Raw genomic sequence first — 16509 nt, 5'->3', positions numbered from 1 at the left:
GGCGGGCTACTTGGCGGCTACGGAGCCAGCGGCTTTGCCGGTGGCGTCCAGGCTTTCCGCCCCAGTGAGCACCCGCCAGCCGTCAGCTGCCGCTTCCTGCTCCGCCTCTTTTTTAGAGTGCCCGGTGCCCTTGCCGTAGGCGGTTCCACCAATGCTCAGCACAGCTGTGAACGTCCTGGCGTGGTCCGGACCGGCGCCGTCCACGGCGTAGTGGATGGTGCCCAGCTGGCGGCTGGCCGCGAGCTCCTGGATGCTGGTCTTCCAGTCGGTGCCGGCACCAAGGACAGCCGCATCCTTCAGCAACGGGCCGATCAGGCGCATGACCAGCTGGCGTGCCGTCTCGATGTCGTTGGAGACATAGGTGGCCCCGATCAGGGCCTCCATGGTGTCCGCGAGGATGGACGCCTTGTTCTTTCCCTGGGTGAGCTTTTCGCCCTGCCCCAGGTAGATGTACTCCCCGATGCCCAGGCTTCGCCCGATGTTGGCCAGCGCCCGGGTGCTGACGACCGCCGAGCGGCGTTTGGCGAGGTCGCCTTCGGGCAGGTCGGGGTTGTCCCGGTAGAGGGCGTCGGTCACGGAGAAGCCCAGGATGGAGTCGCCCAGGAATTCCAGGCGCTCGTTGGTGGGGATGCCGCCGTTTTCGTAGGCGTACGAGCGGTGGGTGAGCGCAAGACGAAGCGTCCCGGCGTCAATATTGACACCGAGACGCTTCAAAAGCTCTTCAGTTGAAGACATCTTTCCAGCCTGTCGGCCGATTAGACGTCAGCGACCTTGCGGCCCTTGTACTCAAGGAACAGCGCGGTGCCAGCAGAGTCGGTGACGACCTTTGCCTGGTGCGGCAGGCTGTAGGTGACCTGGCCGTTTTCAACGGTCTTCACCAGGTGGGGGGCGGTCGCCTTCCACTGCGAGCGGCGGGCGCGGGTATTCGAGCGAGACATTTTCCGCTTGGGAACAGCCACGGCTAACTCATTTCTCTCTAGACAAACACGTACAAATCAATTTTGCCGGTCAGGCTTAGCCATATCAGCTAGGGCAGCCCAGCGAGGATCCAGGACCTCGTGGTGGTGCCCCGGCTCGTCTTCCAGGCGAACTCCGCATTCGGAGCAAAGGCCCTGGCAGTCTTCCCGGCACACCGGCTGGAACGGCAGATTGGTGACAACCGCGTCCCGCAACACCGGTTCAAGATCGATTACATCGTGCTCGACTCGACGTTGCTCTTCATCATCTTCTTCGTCCGAAAGCTCAGCGCCCTCGTAGAAGAAAAGTTCTTGCACATTGACCTCAAGGTCATACGCAAGGGGATCCAGGCATCGGCCGCACTCGCCGGTTACACCGACGACAACGGTTCCAGATACCAGAATTCCTTCGTGTACGGCCTCAAGCCTCAGGTCGAGCTCGACATCCGAGCCTTCCTGAACACCAATGAGCGCCACACCAAGATCACCCGGTGCGGGTACATGTTCCTTCAGCGTCCGCATGCTTCCCGGGCTGCGCCCGAGGTCCTTGACGTCGAACGCCAGGGGCGAACCAGCATCTCTTTTAATGAGAACTCCTGTTGAACATATGACCGACGTACCATCTTAGCCCGATGAGCCCTAACGACTCAAACTGGCCGGAGGCGGCGCCGAAGTACCGGACAAGCTTACCGTCTTGGCTGCAGGTCGGTCGAAGACTCGCCGGAGAGCATCCGGCGGTGCACGGACCTCGGCACGTAATCAGTGACGTTCCCGCCCAGGGACGCCACCTCCTTGATCAACGTGGAGGACAGGTGCACGTAGCTTGCCTCGGCCGGGAGGAAGACGGTCTCCACCCCGCTTAGCTGGCGGTTCATGGTGGCCATGGGATGCTCGTAGTCGAAGTCCGAGGACGACCTGAGGCCCTTGACGATGGCGGACACACCGCGTTGGCGGCAATACTCGGCCAGAAGCCCCTCGCCCACCGGTTCCACGACGATGCCCTTGAGGGAGGCGAGGGTCTCACGGGCCATCTCGAGCCGCTCGTCCAGGGTGAACATGTACTTCTTCGCGAAGTTCGTGGAAATGGCAACGATGACCTCGTCAAAGAGCCCGGCGGCACGTGCAATGACTTCGAGATGGCCGTTGTGGATGGGGTCGAAGGATCCGGGGCAAACAGCGCGTCTCATGCTCCGAACCTACCCCATGGCAAGGCCGGGATACCATGACTGGATGCATCCAGCACGGGAACTTTCCACGCCCCTGTCACCTGCCCCCTGGCAGCGCACCGCACTTGGTGCCAACCTCCTTTCACCCGATGGCAGCCTGGGCGTGACCATCTTCGAGGAAATGACAACCCTGGCCCTGCAGACCGGCGCCATCAACCTCGGCCAGGGCTTTCCGGACGAGGACGGCCCGGCCGAAATCCGGGAAGCCGCCCGTGCAGCCATCGCTGCCGGAGCCAACCAGTACGCGCCAGGGAAAGGGATCCCCGAACTCCGGGAGGCCGTTTCCGCGCACCAGGACCGGTTCTACGGGCTGTCAGTGGATCCTGCCTCGGAGGTCATCATCACCACGGGCGCCACGGAAGGCATCGCGGCCGCCCTCCTGGCATACGCCCGGCCAGGCGACGAGGTGCTGACGTTCGAGCCGTTCTACGACTCCTACGGGGCAATCATTGGACTGTCCGGCGCCACCCACGTGACGGTGCCGCTGGCGGCCCCGGACTTCATGCCCGACCTGGACGCCCTGGAGGCCGCCTTCAACGCGCAGACGCAGGTGGTGCTGCTGAATAATCCGCACAACCCCACAGGGGCGGTCTTTCCCCGGCACGTCCTGCAGCGCGTGGTGGACCTCGCGGCCCGGCACGGCAGCATCATCATCACCGATGAAGTGTATGAGCACCTCACGTTCGGCGTCGCCCACACGCCCGTGGCTTCGCTCCCGGGAGCAGGGGAACGCACCATTACCATTTCCTCGGCAGGAAAGACCTTTTCCCTGACCGGGTGGAAGGTGGGTTGGCTCAGCGGGCCTGCGGAACTCGTTTCCGCAGTACGCACGGTGAAGCAGTTCCTCACCTACAGTTCGGGCACCCCCTTCCAGCTTGCCATCGCCCAGGGCCTGGCCCTGCCGGACACTTTCTACGAGGGCAGTGCCGCGGCCTTGGAGTTGAAGCGCGACATCCTCAGCGAGGGGCTGCGCGCCGCCGGCTTCGACGTCTTCACTCCGCAGGGCACCTACTTCGTCAACGTGGACACCGCCCCGCTCGGCATCACTGACGCGCTGGACCTCGCCAGGCGGCTGCCGGCGCTGGTGGGCGTGGCCGCCATCCCCGTCCCCGTCTTCTGCCATGAGGAAGGTGCACGACGCACCCGAAGCCTGCTCCGGTTCGCATTCTGCAAAAAGAATGCCGTCCTGGAGGAGGCCGCGGAGCGGCTTGCCACACTGCGTGGCAAGCTCTAATGTCGTCGCGGTTCCTGCGGACCACCGGCCAGCATGCCACCATCGAACCGGACGCGTTCACCGAGGGCGGTTTCGTCCTGAGCATCGGCGGCGCTGAGCAGTCGCACGTCAACCTCGAGCGGCCCGCCGAGATCTTCTATGAGTACCTGCGCAGGATCGGGCACCTGGTGGATCTTGCCGCTCCGGAAGGTGCGCCGGTCCGCGCGCTGCACCTGGGGGCGGGCGCCCTGACGCTGGCCCGGTACATCCAGGCCACCCGCCCCGGCTCGGTGCAGTATGCGGTGGAACTTGAGCGTGAGCTGCTGGACTTTGTCCTGAAGTACCTGCCCCTTCCCGAGGGCACGGACCTGACCACCGTCATCGGGGACGCCAGGGACGCACTCGGCGCGCTGGACCCCGGCCTCACGTTCGACGTCGTAATCCTGGATATTTTCTCCGGCCCCGAGGCGCCGGCCCACATCGCCTCCAGCGGGTTCTACCGGGAGGCGAAGGCGCGCCTGCGTCCGGACGGAGTGCTGATCGTCAACGTCGGTGACGAACCGGGGCTCACCCTGGTGCGGAGCCAGGTAGCTGCGCTGCGGGACGTTATGGGGGACGTGGCCGCTGTTGCGGAGGCCGGGATGTTCGACGGCCGATACCCCGGCAACATCATCCTTGCCGGAACCTTGGGAAAGTGGCCGGAGCAGTGGACCGCGGAGCTGCTTGCCCGGGGCCCGCATCCGGCCAGGGTGCTGGCGGGTGTCGACCTGGACGCGCTGGCAGGCTGACCCGCCTCACCCCTCCGTGCCGGAATCCGGTCCGGGCTCCTCGATGCTGTCCCGCGCGCCGTCCTGGGCCACGCGCGTCCTGTGTTATCCGCCGTCCTGGGTTATCCGCCGTCCTGGGTCAGGGGAACATCCTCGGCGTCGATGGCGTCCGGCACGAACGGCTCTGCGAACCACAGCCTGGTTTCCCCGTATTTCTTCTCCGCGAACCGCGTCATCGCCCCGGGCCAGCCAGGCTCCGGCGAACGTGAGGACCTCTCCACCACGACGACGGCCCCCGGAGCCAGGTGGGCGGACAGCTTTTGCAGCACTGAGGTCACTGCCGCCTCCTCCAGTGGATAGGGCGGATCCAGGAAGACGAGGTCCCACGCCGCGGTGTCGGCGGCGCGTTCCAGGAAGGGTTCGACCTTGGAGCGGTGCACGGTGACCGCCTTGCGGCCCAGGACACCATTGATAAGGTCGGCGTTGCGCTGGCATACGGCGCTGGCCTTGGCATCCGACTCCACCAGGTCCACGGACGCCGCTCCCCTGCTGCCGCTCTCCACGCCCAGGGCCCCGGAGCCGGCATAAAGGTCCAGCACCCGCGCGCCGGCGATGGCCTCGAAAGCATCAAGCCGGGAAAACAGCGCCTCCTTGACCCTGTCCGTGGTGGGCCGCGTCAAAGATCCCGGGACGGCCATCAGCGGTGTGCCGCCCGCGGCTCCCGCAATGATCCGGGTCATGCGGCCCACCGCGTCTTCCGGCCGCGAACGGCGCTTTCCTTGCTAGCCGCGTTCAAGGAACGCCTCCTTTTCGGGGTTGAGGTATTTGTCGATGGCATCAGCGAGTTCCGGATGGCTGGACAGGAAGGGGTCGTCCCGGACAACGCCCTGGGCGTCTTCCCTGGCCCTGGCAATGACGTCTTCATGGTCCAGGACCCGCAGCAGCTTCAGGGTTGAGCGGCCGCCGGACTGCGAGGCGCCCAGGATGTCACCCTCCCGCCGCAGCTTGAGGTCCTCCTGCGACAGGACGAAGCCGTCGGTGGTGTCGGCCACCGCCTCCAGCCGCCGCCGGCTGGGATGTCCGGGCTCGAGGGCAGTGACCAGCAGGCAGGTCCCCGGCAGGCCGCCGCGCCCCACACGGCCGCGGAGCTGGTGAAGCTGGGAGATCCCGAACCTGTCGGCGTCCAGGATGACCATGAGTGTGGCGTTGTGGACGTCCACGCCCACCTCGATCACTGTGGTGGAAACGAGCAGCTTGATGCGGTTGGCAGTGAACCCTGCCATGGTGTCCATCTTCAGGTCCGCGTCCTGGCGCCCGTGGAGCGGGGCCAGCGGGACGCCGGACAGGGACGGCTCAGCCAGCAGATGCTCGACGACGGCCGTTACGGAGGCCAGTTCGCGCGCGCTTTCGTCCGTGTCGAGGCCCGGCGGTTCGGCTTCCCCGGGGCTGAAATCGCCGTCGTCGTCCGTACCGATCTTGGGGCAGACCACGTACACCTGGTGCCCGGCGTCGATTTCCTCCCGGGCGCGCGCCCAGATCCGTGCCGCCCAGGCGGGGTTCTCCGCAAGGCCTACCAGGTGGGTGGTGATCGGCGCCCTGCCCTGGGGCAGTTCGTCGAGGGTGGAAGTTTCCAAGTCACCGAAGACGGTCATCGCGACGGTGCGGGGAATGGGGGTGGCGGTCATGACCAGCAGGTGCGGGGGCTTGCGTGCCTTGGCCCGGAGGGCGTCGCGCTGCTCCACGCCGAACCGGTGCTGCTCGTCCACCACAATGAGGCCAAGGTCGTAGAAGGATACGTTGTCGCTGAGCAGTGCATGGGTTCCGATAATGATGCCCGCCGTGCCGGAAGCGGCGTCCAGCATGGCCTGTTTCCGTGCCGCCGTGGGCATGGAACCGGTCAGGAGGGTGACCTGGACGGACGTTCCTGCGCTTCCGGCCAGCCCGCCCAGCAGGCCGTCTGCGGAAAGCGGGCCAAGGGTGCGCCGGATGGAGTCGTAATGCTGGGCGGCGAGCACCTCGGTGGGCGCAAGGAGGGCAGCCTGTCCCCCGGCGTCGACCACCTGCAGCATGGCCCGCAGCGCCACGATGGTCTTGCCGGACCCCACTTCGCCCTGCAGCAGCCGGTTCATGGGAGTGTCGCGCGCAAGTTCCGCGGAGAGCGTCTTCCCGACGGCGGCCTGGCCGGCAGTGAGGGTGAAGGGCAGGTTGCTGTCGAAAGCGGACAGGATGCCGTCCTCTGCGGGCCGCCGGGCGGTGGCTTCCTCGGCGGCGAGCTGCGCCCTGCGCCGCGCCAGCGCTGACTGCAGCACCAAAGCTTCCTGGTACCGGAAACGGTCGCGGGCCCGCTTCCAGTCCAGCGCCGCTTGGGGCGCGTGGATGAGCCGGTAGGCATCCGCCAGGGGCAGGAAACCTTCCCGCGCCGCGACAGCTGCGGGTACCGGATCCGGCAGGGAGCCGAGGTCGACGGTTTCCAGCAGGGCGGCGATGACCTGTTGGATCTTCCAGCTGGGCAGCTTGGCCGTCGCAGGGTAGACAGGGATGGGCATGGCGGCGAGTTTCTCCGGATCCCCGCTGCCCTGGTTGAAGGGGTCGTCGTCCAGTATGAGGAAGTCAGGGTTGGTCAGGCCCAACTGCCCTTTGAAACTGCTGACTTTTCCTGAGAACAGGGCGCGCCGGCCCTGCAGCAGCTCCGCCTTGGCCTTGTAGCCGTTGAAGAAGCTGATTTTGAGGGTTCCGGGCACTTTGCCCCGGAAGTCACGGCCGCCCACCAGCCGAAGCCCCTGCTGCCCGTCGTCGTCGGAAACTATGACGTCGGTGATGGTCCCGCGCCGCGCCTGCATGCGCCGGGTGCTGCTGGAAAGCACCCTCGCAATCAGGGTGACGTCCTCATCGAGTGGAAGCTCACTGATGGGCGTCAGCTCACCCCTGGTGAGGTAGCGGCGGGGGAAATAGCTGAGGAGCCCTTCGACGGTGGTGATGCCGAGGTGCTTTTCAATGACCGCCGCGGAGCGTTTCCCGATCCGCCGCTCCAGGGCGAGGTCCAGTTCAGCGTTCATGCCCGCTGGTGTTCACTGCGTCCGCTTCGGGATCCCGGGGCAGTGCCAGTTCGCTGATATTGATCTGCGATGGTTCGCCCAGGGACTTGATGATCTCCACCGCCGGGTCCGGGTCCGGGACGTGGACGTGGACGCGCCAGCGGTAGTTTCCTTCGGCATCCGGGCCGCCGCCGACCTGGCTCATGATCACTGACTCGCCAATTTCGTCGAGCCGCTGCCGGAGCGTGGCCGCGTTCAACGGCGACAGGCTGATGGTGCACATGACTTCCACCCCGTCGTCGTCCGGCATGGAGGCATGGATGTGGGGATCCGACACGTCATAGCCATGCAGGCCGTCCAGGAGTTCGCTTTGCAGTTCCTGGCCCATGACTGCCGAGCGGAGGCAGTCCAGGATCAGCAGCATTCCCACGCCGCCGGCGTCCACCACATGGGCGGACTGCAGCGCGTCGAGCTGTTCCTCGGTGTGGATTACCGCGGCCAGGGCACCCTCAACCGCGGCGTCGAGCGCCAGGCCCAAGGCGTGGTTGCTGTCGTCTCCGTTCTGCCCCGCGTCCACCGCCGCCGCGGCGCGGGCCGCTGCTTCCATGACGGAGAGCATGGTCCCGGGTACGGGATCGCTGAGGGCGGACCAGGCGCGGATCTGTGCCCGGTTCAGGGCTGCCGCCAGCAGGGTGGAGGTCAGGCGGGTGTGTCCGGCCAGCGGCTCGGCGGCGGCGCACAGGAAGACTGAGAAGAGTGTTCCGGAGTTCCCCCTGGCTTCCTCCATGGCTGCCTGCCCTGCGGTGGCAAGGATGGCTCCCACGTCAACCGGGGCGGGCTGCTCTTCGCTGAGCACCAGGGAGCGGGCGGCGGCGCGCACCGTGAGGTAAAGGTTGGTGCCGGTATCACCGTCAGCCACCGGGAAGATGTTGATGGCGTTGAGGCGGTCGCTGTGGTTGCCCAGGGCAGTTTCAGCCTTGCCCAGCCACCTCTTCATCGCCAGCCCGTTGGCGGCAACCTTAGTGTGCAAAGTGATCCCATCCCCCGGTGTCCGCGGCCCGGCCCGCAATCAGGACTCCCGGGCCTTCATCGGTTCCGAGTGCTTGTACCGAGCCTATCGCAGTGAATCCGGGAGGCAGCCGAACGCCGGCAGGGAATGTGGCCAGCAGGCCGTGGTCCTCCCCGCCGCCCAGCACCCACCTTGCGGCGTCCGTGTCCAGCAGCGCCGCCGCCGGCCCGAGGAGTCCGGCAAGGTGCTGGAGTGCGGCGGGGTCGAGATGGACGGCGACATTGCTGGCTGCAGCCAAACGCTTGCCGTCGCGCAGCAGGCCATCGGAAATGTCCAGCATCGCTGTGGCGCCGGCCGCACGGGCCGCCGGCCCCGCGGCCAACGGCGGCCGGGGGCGGGACTGCAGGTCAACGAAGACCCGCTCGGCAGGGCTGAGGCTGTCCACTGCAACGTTCGACTCCAGGAGGGCCAGACCTGCCGCGGCGTGGCCGACCGTCCCGGCCAAAGCGAGGACGTCGCCTGGTTGCGCGCCGGACCGCAAGACCGGCCGGCCGCCGTCGAGCGTGCCCGTGACGGCGACCGTCACGGAAATCTCGCGGCCACGGCCCAGGTCACCGCCGGCCACTGAGCAGGCGTTTGCACCCAGGGCGGTGATCCCCGCGGCAAGCCCGTCGGCGAGCTCCTCCACCCAGCTGACGGGCGTATCCACCGGAAGGGTGAGGCTTACCACCATGGCCGTGGCCCGCGCCCCCATGGCGTTGATGTCGCTGAGGTTCTGCGCGGCCGCCTTCCAGCCGACGTCGAATCCCGTAGTCCGGTAGCCATTGGGCCACAGAAGGCGGAAGTCCTGGTCCTGGACCTGCGTGTCGATGCTGATCACTGTCCTGCCGTCCGGGGCGGCCACGATGGCGGCGTCGTCCCCCGGCCCCAGCAGCGTGGCTGCGGCGTGGGACTCCCCCATCCGAAGGCGCGGGAAAATCAGGGAAAGCAGGTCGGCTTCGGACAGGCCGGCGACAGTGGGCTGGCAGGCAATGCGGTCAGGGAGGTCTACAGGCACGCCACTACGCTACCGCGCCCCGCCGACATCGTGTCCCGACGGGGTTCACGGCGGCGATAGGCTGGAGGGATGCACCGTCCCCAGCCTTCCCTGTCCGTTCGCGCCGCCAGGATGGCACTGATCGGGGGAATGGTTGCCGTTCCGCTGGTCGCCTGCGCCCCGGCCGTGGACGTCACGGCGGCCAAAGACGCGGCCAACCCGGCGTGCGCACCCATGATGGTGGCACTCCCGGATGCGATCGGCGATTCGAAGCTGCGCAAGACCAACAGCCAGGCCACCGCTGCCTGGGGTGATCCCTCGCTCGTGATCCTGCGGTGCGGAGTCAACGTGCCGGGACCGACGACGGACCGCTGCGTCACGGTCAACGGCGTCGACTGGGTGATCAAGGAGGGCGACCCGGTGTGGACCCTCACCACCTACGGCCGTGAACCCGCCACGGAGATCCTGATGGACCCGGACAAGATCAGCTCCGCAACGGTGCTGGCTGACCTGTCGGCCGCGGCAGCCAAGGTGCCGGCGGTGCGGAGCTGCGTAGGCCAGGAGGAACTGCAGAACCTGCCGAAGAGCCAATAAGGAGCCCTGGCCGATGAGAGGCCAGGACTCCGTCAGCGAAGGCCGGTCTTACGGTTCAGGGCCAGGTAGATGAGCTCATCGATCAGGTCCGCGTAGTCCAGGCCGGAGGCGGCCCACATCTGCGGGTACATGCTCTTGGGCGTGAACCCGGGCATGGTGTTGATCTCGTTGATGATCAGCTCGCCCTCGGGAGTGTAGAAGAAGTCCACGCGGCTCAGGCCTTCGGCACCCACGGCATCGAACGCGGCGGCGGCCAGCTCGCGGACCCGTGAAATGGCTTCCGCGGGGATGTCCGCCGGGCAGCTGAGCGCTGCGGCATCGTCCTCGACGTACTTGGCGTTGAAGTCATAGAACTCGTGCGTTCCGCCGGCCACCGAGATCTCACCAGGCATGGAAGTCCGCGGAGCGTCGGTACCCCGGCCTTCGAGGACGGCACACTCGATCTCACGCCCGACAATTCCGGCCTCGATGACGAGCCGAAGGTCGTGCCGCCGGGCTTCTTCGATGGCCGCGTCCAGTTCCTCCAGCGAGTCCACCTTGGAAATACCCATCGACGAACCCGCCCGGGCCGGTTTGACGAAGACGGGGAAGCCAAGCCGGTCCACCTGCTTGCGCACTGACTCCGGGTCCTTGAGCCACTGCCTGTCGGAGACCGACACATAGGGGCCAACCCTCAGGCCCGCGGCTTCGAAGACCACCTTCATGAAGTGCTTGTCCATGCCGACGGCCGAAGCCAGGACACCGGCTCCGACATAGCGGGTGTCCGACAGTTCCAGGAGGCCCTGGATGGTGCCGTCCTCGCCGAACGGTCCGTGCAGCAGCGGGAAGACGACGTCGACGGCACCGAGTTCCTGCGGCACCTCGTTGGGTGCCGCGACGATCAGCTGGTGCTCCCCGCCGATTTCGGCCAGGGTAACGGTCCGGGCGGAGGGCACCACTTCCGGGAGGGACGACGCCGCAAGGGACCACTCGGCGGTATCGGCGGGGGCCAGGACCCATTGACCTGTCTTGGCGATCCCTATAGGGATCACCTCATACTTGTCCTTGTTAATGGCGCCCAGCACCCCCGCCGCCGTCACGCAGCTTACGGCGTGTTCGCTGGAGCGGCCGCCGAAAAGCACCGCTACCCGCGGCTTTCGCGTGCTCGCCGTTTCCCCCGTGGTGGATATGTCTTGGGACATGGTCAGTAATCGCCTTCAGGTTTCAATTCCCGGGACAGCAGGACCGGCCCCAGTTGGTCAACGGACAGCTTGCCTGCCAGCACCGCAACGACGGCGGCAGTGATGGGCATTTCGACGCCGAGCTTGCCGGCAAGTTCGTGGACGGCCTGGCCTGATTTTATGCCTTCGGCGGTCTGGGTCATTTTCCGGCCCACCTCGTCCAGCGTCAGCCCCTGGCCCAGGAGCCGGCCGGCCGTGTGGTTCCTGGAGAGTGCGGAGGAGCAGGTGGCCACGAGGTCCCCAAGGCCTGCCAGCCCTGCCATGGTCTTCGCGTCTCCGCCCAGCGCAAGTGCCAGGCGGGACGTTTCCGCCAGCCCGCGGGTGATGACGGAAGCCTTGGTGTTGTCGCCCATCTGCCGGCCTTCGCAGATGCCGACTGCCAGGGCAATCACGTTCTTCACGATGCCGCCGATTTCGACGCCGACGACGTCGGCCGTGGTGTACGGCCGGAAATATGGCGCGGTGCAGGTCCTGGCGATCCAGCCCGCGGTGGCCGAATCAGTGCAGGCCACCACGGAGGCAGTCGGCTCCTCGCGGGCGATTTCCATGGCCAGGTTGGGACCCGAGACGACCGCGATGCGGTCCAGCGGCAGGTCCAGCTCCTGGCCGATGACCTCGCTCATCCGGGCGTCGGTGCCCAGTTCCAGGCCCTTCATCAGGGACACGACCACCGCGCCCGGAGCGATCATGTCCTTCCATTCGCGCAACTGCGGACGGAGGGACTGGGCCGGGACGGCCACCACCACGAGGTCGGCCCCCGCCAGTACCTCCCGTACGTCGGTTGAGGCGGTGATGCTGTCCGGCAGGACGATGTCCTTGAGGTACACGGAGTTGCGGTGGCCGGTGTTGATCTCGTCCACCACTTCCGCGCGCCTGCCCCAGATCCTGACGGAACGGGGAGTCCCGGCCGCGGTGGCGGCATCGCCGAGGATTTTCGCGAACGTTGTACCCCAGGAACCCGCGCCAAGGACGGCGACGCTGCGGGCCGAACCCGCGAGCTTTCCTTCAGCGGTCACCGGGCATCCGTTCCGGCCTCGGGCTGCTGTCCGCGCTCCACGAAGCGGCCGTGCTTGGACTGCTGCTGCTTGGCCGGATCCCAGCGCTCGGCGGGGGGCTGCTCGCCCCGGAGACCGGCCAGGAGATCCGTAATGGCGTCCATGATGGCGTCGGTGGCTTCTGTCAGAGTGGCCTTGTCGAGGGGACGGCCGGCGAAGGCGCTGAGGTCCACCGGGTCTCCCACCACGACCCTCGAAAGCTTGCGGGGGAAGATGTGGAACGTCTTGCCGTACCGGGGAAAGACCTCGTGCGCACCCCAGTGCGCGATCGGAACCACGGGGATGCCGCCCTCCAGGGCCAGCCTCGCCGCGCCGGTGTGGCCCTTCATGGGCCAGAGCCCGGGATCGCGGGTGAGGGTGCCCTCCGGGTAGATGATGATCGCGCCTCCCTCGGCCACGATCTCCTGGGCCACCTGCAGCGAGCGGTTCGCTCCCGCCGTCGAACGTTCCACGGGCACCTGTTTGGTGGCCCGCAGGAGCCAGCCGAGGCCCGGAACCTTGAACAGGGCCTCTTTGGCCAGGAAGTGCGGTGCGCGCTTGTTGTTGTAGAGCATGTGGCCCACCACCAGGGGATCAATTTCCGTGCAGTGGTTAGGGGCGGCGATGAAGCCGCCGGCGGGAAGTTTTTCGGTTCCCTCCCATTTCTTGCTCATCATCGCGGTCATCAAGGGCCGGACGATGCCGGCAATGAAAACGAATGTGGCCTTGCTCTTGGCCGATTCCTTCACGGTTCCGCTCTACTTCGTGGTGGTGATGTCGAAGTCGGCACCGAGTCCCGCGAGCTTTTCGGTGAACCGCTCATAGCCGCGGTTGATGATGTCGATGCCGGTGACGCGCGAGGTGCCGGTGGCAGCCAGGGCAGCGATCAGGTGGCTGAACCCGCCGCGAAGGTCGGGGACGTCGATATCGGTGCCCTTGAGCTGGGTGGGGCCGGAAATGACGGCGGAATGCAGGAAGTTGCGCTGCCCGAACCGGCAGGGCACGCTGCCCAGGCACTCGCGGTGGACCTGGATGCTGGCACCCATGCGGATCAGGGCGTCGGTGAAGCCGAAACGGTTCTCGTACACCGTCTCGTGGACGATGGACACGCCTTCGGCCTGCGTCAGCGCGACGACGAGCGGCTGCTGCCAGTCCGTCATGAAGCCAGGGTGGACGTCGGTTTCCAGGACCAGCGGGCTCAGCTTTCCGCCGCGGTGGTAGAAGCGGATGCCGTCCTCGCCGATGTCCATGCCCCCGCCCACCTTGCGGTAGGTGTTCAGGAAGGTCATCATGTCGCGCTGCGAGGCGCCTTCAACGAAGATGTCGCCGCGGGTCACCAGGGCTGCCGACGCCCAGGAGGCCGATTCGTTGCGGTCCGACAGGGCGCGGTGGTTGTAGCCGCCCAGGTCACGGACGCCCTCGATCCGGATGGTCCGGTCGGTCTGGACGCTGATGATGGCGCCCATCTTCTGCAGCACGGCGATGAGGTCGATGACCTCCGGCTCGGTGGCCGCACCGGAGAGCTCGGTAATGCCTTCGGCGCGGGTGGCGCTGAGAAGGACCTGTTCGGTGGCGCCAACGGACGGGTAGGGCAGGGAGATCTTGGCCCCATGGAGCCCCTTCGGCGCGGAGATGTGGATGCCGCCCGGGCGCTTTTCCACCACTGCCCCGAACTGGCGCAGCACGTCCAGGTGGTAGTCGATGGGCCGGTCGCCAATCTTGCAGCCGCCGAGGTCGGGGATGAAGGCCTCGCCGATGGCGTGGATCAGGGGTCCGCAGAGCAGGATGGGGATACGCGAGTCACCTGCGTGGGCATCAATGGCGGTGCTGGGCGCGGTCTTGGCGGACTTCGGGTCCAGGGTCAGGTCACCGTTGACCGGGTCTTTCTCCACGGTCACGCCATGCAGCTGCAGCAGGGAGGTGACAACCTCCACGTCCTTGATCTCCGGAACGTTCCGCAACACCGAGGGTTCATTGCCCAGCAGTGCCGCCACCATGGCCTTGGGGACGAGGTTCTTTGCCCCCCGGACGCTGACGCGGCCTGTAAGCGGGACTCCGCCGCGGATTGTCAGAACACTACTCATATACCGGTTTCCTCACGATCACTAGCCCACAAATCCTTGCGAAGGCTCCAACCAAGCATAGGAGGTCGCGTTACCGAACCGAAATAAGGGGCCGCCGAAGGCGGGGCGTGGCGGCCGCCGGGACAGCTCCGGCCCCTTTCCCCGTACGCGCGGGACGCGAGGGGGAAGGGGCCGGAGGGAAAGCCTGGCCTAGGAAACCCGGGCCGGCAGCGTTTTCGGCTTGAAGCTGGGGCGGGTGGCTTCGTAGGCGGTGATGTCCGCCTCATGCTGCAGCGTCAGCCCGATGTCATCCAGGCCTTCCAGCAGCCGCCAGCGGGTGTAGTCGTCGATCTCGAACGGCGCCACGATATTGCCGCACACCACGGTCTTGGATTCGAGGTCCACCGTGACCTCGGTTCCGGGTGCGTTTTCGAGCTCTTTCCAGATGAGTTCGATGTCGTCCTGCGCCACCTGGGCGGCCAGCAGCCCCTGCTTGCCGGAGTTGCCGCGGAAGATGTCGGCGAAGCGGGAGGACAGCACGGCCTTGAAGCCGTAGTCCTTCAGCGCCCAGACAGCGTGCTCACGGGAGGAACCCGTCCCGAAGTCGGGGCCGGCCACCAGTACGGAACCTGCACTGTACGGCTCCTGGTTCAGGATGAACGAGGGATCCTTGCGCCAGGCGGAGAACAGGGCGTCCTCAAAGCCGGTGCGGGTGATGCGCTTGAGGTACACGGCGGGGATGATCTGGTCGGTGTCAACGTTGCTCTGGCGCAGCGGGACGCCGATGCCGGTGTGCTGGGTGAACTTTTCCATGGTCTTGTCCTAGGCTGCGTCGATGCGGATGGCGGCGGGTTCGGGGGCCGGTTCAAGGTCCGACGGCGAGCTGAGCGTGCCGCGCACTGCAGTGGCCGCGGCGACCACCGGGGACACCAGGTGGGTGCGCCCACCCTTGCCCTGGCGCCCTTCGAAATTGCGGTTGGACGTGGAGGCGCACCGCTCCCCCGGCTCCAACTGGTCCGGGTTCATGCCCAGGCACATGGAGCAGCCGGCGAACCGCCATTCGGCGCCGAAGTCCTTGAACACGCGGTCCAGGCCCTCGGCCTCGGCTTCCAACCGGACGCGGGCGGATCCGGGAACCACAAGCATCCGGACGTTCGGGTCCTTTTCGCGGCCGCGGATGATGTCCGCCGCCGCCCGCAGGTCCTCGATCCGGGAGTTGGTGCAGGAGCCCAGGAAGACGGTGTCCACCCGGATGTCCTTCATGGGAGTCCCGGCTTCCAGGCCCATGTACTGCAGGGCGCGTTCAGCAGCGGCCTTGGCGTTTTCGTCGCCGAAGTCCGCCGGGAACGGCACCGCTTCGGACAGGGACACGCCCTGCCCCGGGTTGGTGCCCCAGGTGACGAACGGCTCCAGCGTGTCGGCATCCAGGTCCACCTGTGCGTCGAAGACGGCGTCGTCGTCGGTCTTCAGCGTGTTCCAGTACTCGACGGCGGCGTCCCAGTCCGCGCCTTCCGGCGCGTGCGGGCGGCCCTTCATGTAGGCATACGTGGTCTCGTCCGGGGCCACCATTCCCGCGCGGGCGCCGGCTTCGATGGACATGTTGCAGATGGTCATGCGGGCGTCCATGGACAGGGCCCGGATGGCCGAGCCGCGGTATTCCAGGACGTAGCCCTGGCCGCCGCCGGTGCCGATCTTGGCAATGACGGCGAGGATAATGTCCTTGGCGGTGACGCCGGGGCGCAGCGTGCCCTCGACGTTGATGGCCATGGTCTTGAACGGCTTCAGCGACAGGGTCTGGGTGGCCATGACATGCTCCACCTCGGAGGTGCCGATGCCCATCGCCAGGGCGCCGAACGCGCCGTGCGTGGACGTGTGCGAGTCGCCGCAGACCACGGTCATGCCGGGCTGGGTGAGGCCCAGCTGCGGGCCTACGACGTGGACGATCCCCTGTTCGGCGTCGCCCAGGCTGTGCAGCCGGACGCCGAACTCCGCGCAGTTGTGGCGCAGGGTCTCGATCTGGGTGCGGCTGGTGAGATCGGCAATGGGCTTGTCGATGTCCAGGGTGGGAGTGTTGTGGTCCTCGGTGGCGATGGTCAGGTCAGGGCGGCGCAGCTTGCGGCCGGCCAGCCGCAAGCCTTCAAACGCCTGCGGGGACGTGACTTCGTGGACCAGGTGGAGGTCGATGTAGAGAAGGTCGGGCTGGGCGCTGGCACCGTCGCCGTCACCTTTGCGCACCACGTGTGCGTCCCAGACTTTCTCGGCCAATGTCCTTGCCATGGCCATCTCCCTTCACTGCTGTTTGGCTGATTGGTCCAACTGAATCAGGGCGGCTCCGCGATGCGCCAGCCGAAAGATT

At 66.7% G+C, this 16509-nt stretch carries 17 protein-coding genes; 3 read left to right on the top strand and 14 right to left on the bottom strand.

What is annotated here, in order from left to right:
• Positions 1-6: 6 nt before the first annotated feature.
• From rnc to coaD, 4 genes are all read right to left on the bottom strand, one after another.
• On the bottom strand, positions 7-735 hold the full coding sequence (rnc, locus tag AC3IMC_RS05475) for a ribonuclease III (protein ID WP_490917381.1): 729 nt from the start codon (positions 733-735) through the stop codon (positions 7-9).
• A 20-nt stretch (positions 736-755) separates the two neighbouring features.
• Positions 756-959: a 50S ribosomal protein L32 gene (gene rpmF / locus AC3IMC_RS05470; RefSeq protein ID WP_009356569.1), complete on the bottom strand. Its 204-nt coding sequence runs from the start codon at positions 957-959 to the stop codon at positions 756-758.
• Between the two features lie 36 nt (positions 960-995).
• A complete protein-coding gene (locus tag AC3IMC_RS05465) occupies positions 996-1520 on the bottom strand; it encodes a YceD family protein (RefSeq protein WP_490917417.1) in 525 nt (174 codons plus the stop codon).
• Between the two features lie 122 nt (positions 1521-1642).
• Positions 1643-2143, bottom strand: coding sequence for a pantetheine-phosphate adenylyltransferase (gene coaD, locus AC3IMC_RS05460; protein WP_490917380.1), 501 nt, complete (start codon positions 2141-2143; stop codon positions 1643-1645).
• Positions 2144-2186: 43 nt separating this feature from the next.
• Here coaD and AC3IMC_RS05455 point away from each other — a divergent pair, with 43 nt between their 5' ends.
• The gene (locus AC3IMC_RS05455; protein ID WP_490917379.1) at positions 2187-3416 is read left to right on the top strand and encodes an aminotransferase class I/II-fold pyridoxal phosphate-dependent enzyme; all 1230 of its coding nucleotides are present in this window, start codon (positions 2187-2189) and stop codon (positions 3414-3416) included.
• Positions 3416-4183, top strand: coding sequence for a spermidine synthase (locus AC3IMC_RS05450; protein ID WP_490917378.1), 768 nt, complete (start codon positions 3416-3418; stop codon positions 4181-4183). The genes AC3IMC_RS05455 and AC3IMC_RS05450 overlap by 1 nt, the downstream gene beginning before the upstream one ends.
• A 101-nt stretch (positions 4184-4284) precedes the next feature.
• Here AC3IMC_RS05450 and rsmD read toward each other — a convergent pair whose 3' ends face one another.
• From rsmD to thiL, 4 genes are read right to left on the bottom strand one after another with little or no spacing between them, the layout of a single operon-like run.
• The gene (gene rsmD, locus AC3IMC_RS05445; protein WP_490917377.1) at positions 4285-4902 is read right to left on the bottom strand and encodes a 16S rRNA (guanine(966)-N(2))-methyltransferase RsmD; all 618 of its coding nucleotides are present in this window, start codon (positions 4900-4902) and stop codon (positions 4285-4287) included.
• A gap of 42 nt (positions 4903-4944) precedes the next feature.
• Positions 4945-7218, bottom strand: a complete 2274-nt coding sequence (locus tag AC3IMC_RS05440; RefSeq protein WP_490917376.1) for an ATP-dependent DNA helicase RecG — start codon at positions 7216-7218, stop codon at positions 4945-4947.
• Positions 7208-8194 carry a DAK2 domain-containing protein gene (locus AC3IMC_RS05435; protein WP_490917416.1) on the bottom strand — a complete coding sequence of 329 codons (987 nt, stop codon included), beginning with the start codon at positions 8192-8194 and terminating at the stop codon, positions 7208-7210. Before AC3IMC_RS05435 ends, AC3IMC_RS05440 begins: the two co-directional genes overlap by 11 nt.
• Before the next feature lie 22 nt (positions 8195-8216).
• A complete protein-coding gene (gene thiL / locus AC3IMC_RS05430) occupies positions 8217-9263 on the bottom strand; it encodes a thiamine-phosphate kinase (protein ID WP_490917375.1) in 1047 nt (348 codons plus the stop codon).
• Between the two features lie 69 nt (positions 9264-9332).
• Here thiL and AC3IMC_RS05425 point away from each other — a divergent pair, with 69 nt between their 5' ends.
• Positions 9333-9836: a DUF3515 domain-containing protein gene (locus AC3IMC_RS05425; RefSeq protein ID WP_490917374.1), complete on the top strand. Its 504-nt coding sequence runs from the start codon at positions 9333-9335 to the stop codon at positions 9834-9836.
• A 32-nt stretch (positions 9837-9868) separates the two neighbouring features.
• On the opposite strand, the gene AC3IMC_RS05420 is transcribed toward AC3IMC_RS05425, so the two are convergent.
• The 6 genes from AC3IMC_RS05420 to leuC form a co-directional block, all read right to left on the bottom strand.
• Positions 9869-11017, bottom strand: coding sequence for a D-alanine--D-alanine ligase family protein (locus AC3IMC_RS05420; RefSeq protein WP_490917373.1), 1149 nt, complete (start codon positions 11015-11017; stop codon positions 9869-9871).
• Between the two features lie 2 nt (positions 11018-11019).
• Positions 11020-12072, bottom strand: a complete 1053-nt coding sequence (locus AC3IMC_RS05415) for an NAD(P)H-dependent glycerol-3-phosphate dehydrogenase (RefSeq protein WP_490917372.1) — start codon at positions 12070-12072, stop codon at positions 11020-11022.
• Positions 12069-12839, bottom strand: a complete 771-nt coding sequence (locus AC3IMC_RS05410; RefSeq protein ID WP_490917371.1) for a lysophospholipid acyltransferase family protein — start codon at positions 12837-12839, stop codon at positions 12069-12071. Before AC3IMC_RS05410 ends, AC3IMC_RS05415 begins: the two co-directional genes overlap by 4 nt.
• 9 nt (positions 12840-12848) lie before the next feature.
• Positions 12849-14174 carry a UDP-N-acetylglucosamine 1-carboxyvinyltransferase gene (gene murA / locus AC3IMC_RS05405; protein ID WP_490917370.1) on the bottom strand — a complete coding sequence of 442 codons (1326 nt, stop codon included), beginning with the start codon at positions 14172-14174 and terminating at the stop codon, positions 12849-12851.
• 189 nt (positions 14175-14363) lie between these two features.
• A complete protein-coding gene (gene leuD, locus AC3IMC_RS05400; protein ID WP_490917369.1) occupies positions 14364-14966 on the bottom strand; it encodes a 3-isopropylmalate dehydratase small subunit in 603 nt (200 codons plus the stop codon).
• Between the two features lie 9 nt (positions 14967-14975).
• Positions 14976-16430 (bottom strand): 3-isopropylmalate dehydratase large subunit, encoded by a 1455-nt coding sequence (gene leuC, locus AC3IMC_RS05395; RefSeq protein ID WP_490917368.1) that lies wholly within the window; start codon positions 16428-16430, stop codon positions 14976-14978.
• Positions 16431-16509: the final 79 nt, after the last annotated feature.

This window comes from Arthrobacter sp. E70, assembly GCF_058266945.1.
Note: the sequence above shows the minus strand (reverse complement) of the source record. Positions and strands in the feature narration are given on the sequence as shown.

Bases quoted from the DNA above. Each gene is read 5' to 3' on its own strand.
- rnc (WP_490917381.1), bottom strand. From the start codon at position 735: ATGTCTTCAACTGAAGAGCTTTTGAAGCGTCTCGGTGTCAATATTGAC.
- coaD (WP_490917380.1), bottom strand. From the start codon at position 2,143: ATGAGACGCGCTGTTTGCCCCGGATCCTTCGACCCCATCCACAACGGC.
- AC3IMC_RS05455 (WP_490917379.1), top strand. From the start codon at position 2,187: ATGCATCCAGCACGGGAACTTTCCACGCCCCTGTCACCTGCCCCCTGG.
- AC3IMC_RS05450 (WP_490917378.1), top strand. From the start codon at position 3,416: ATGTCGTCGCGGTTCCTGCGGACCACCGGCCAGCATGCCACCATCGAA.
- rsmD (WP_490917377.1), bottom strand. From the start codon at position 4,902: ATGACCCGGATCATTGCGGGAGCCGCGGGCGGCACACCGCTGATGGCC.
- AC3IMC_RS05440 (WP_490917376.1), bottom strand. From the start codon at position 7,218: ATGAACGCTGAACTGGACCTCGCCCTGGAGCGGCGGATCGGGAAACGC.
- AC3IMC_RS05435 (WP_490917416.1), bottom strand. From the start codon at position 8,194: ATGAAGAGGTGGCTGGGCAAGGCTGAAACTGCCCTGGGCAACCACAGC.
- AC3IMC_RS05425 (WP_490917374.1), top strand. From the start codon at position 9,333: ATGCACCGTCCCCAGCCTTCCCTGTCCGTTCGCGCCGCCAGGATGGCA.
- AC3IMC_RS05420 (WP_490917373.1), bottom strand. From the start codon at position 11,017: ATGTCCCAAGACATATCCACCACGGGGGAAACGGCGAGCACGCGAAAG.
- murA (WP_490917370.1), bottom strand. From the start codon at position 14,174: ATGAGTAGTGTTCTGACAATCCGCGGCGGAGTCCCGCTTACAGGCCGC.
- leuD (WP_490917369.1), bottom strand. From the start codon at position 14,966: ATGGAAAAGTTCACCCAGCACACCGGCATCGGCGTCCCGCTGCGCCAG.
- leuC (WP_490917368.1), bottom strand. From the start codon at position 16,430: ATGGCAAGGACATTGGCCGAGAAAGTCTGGGACGCACACGTGGTGCGC.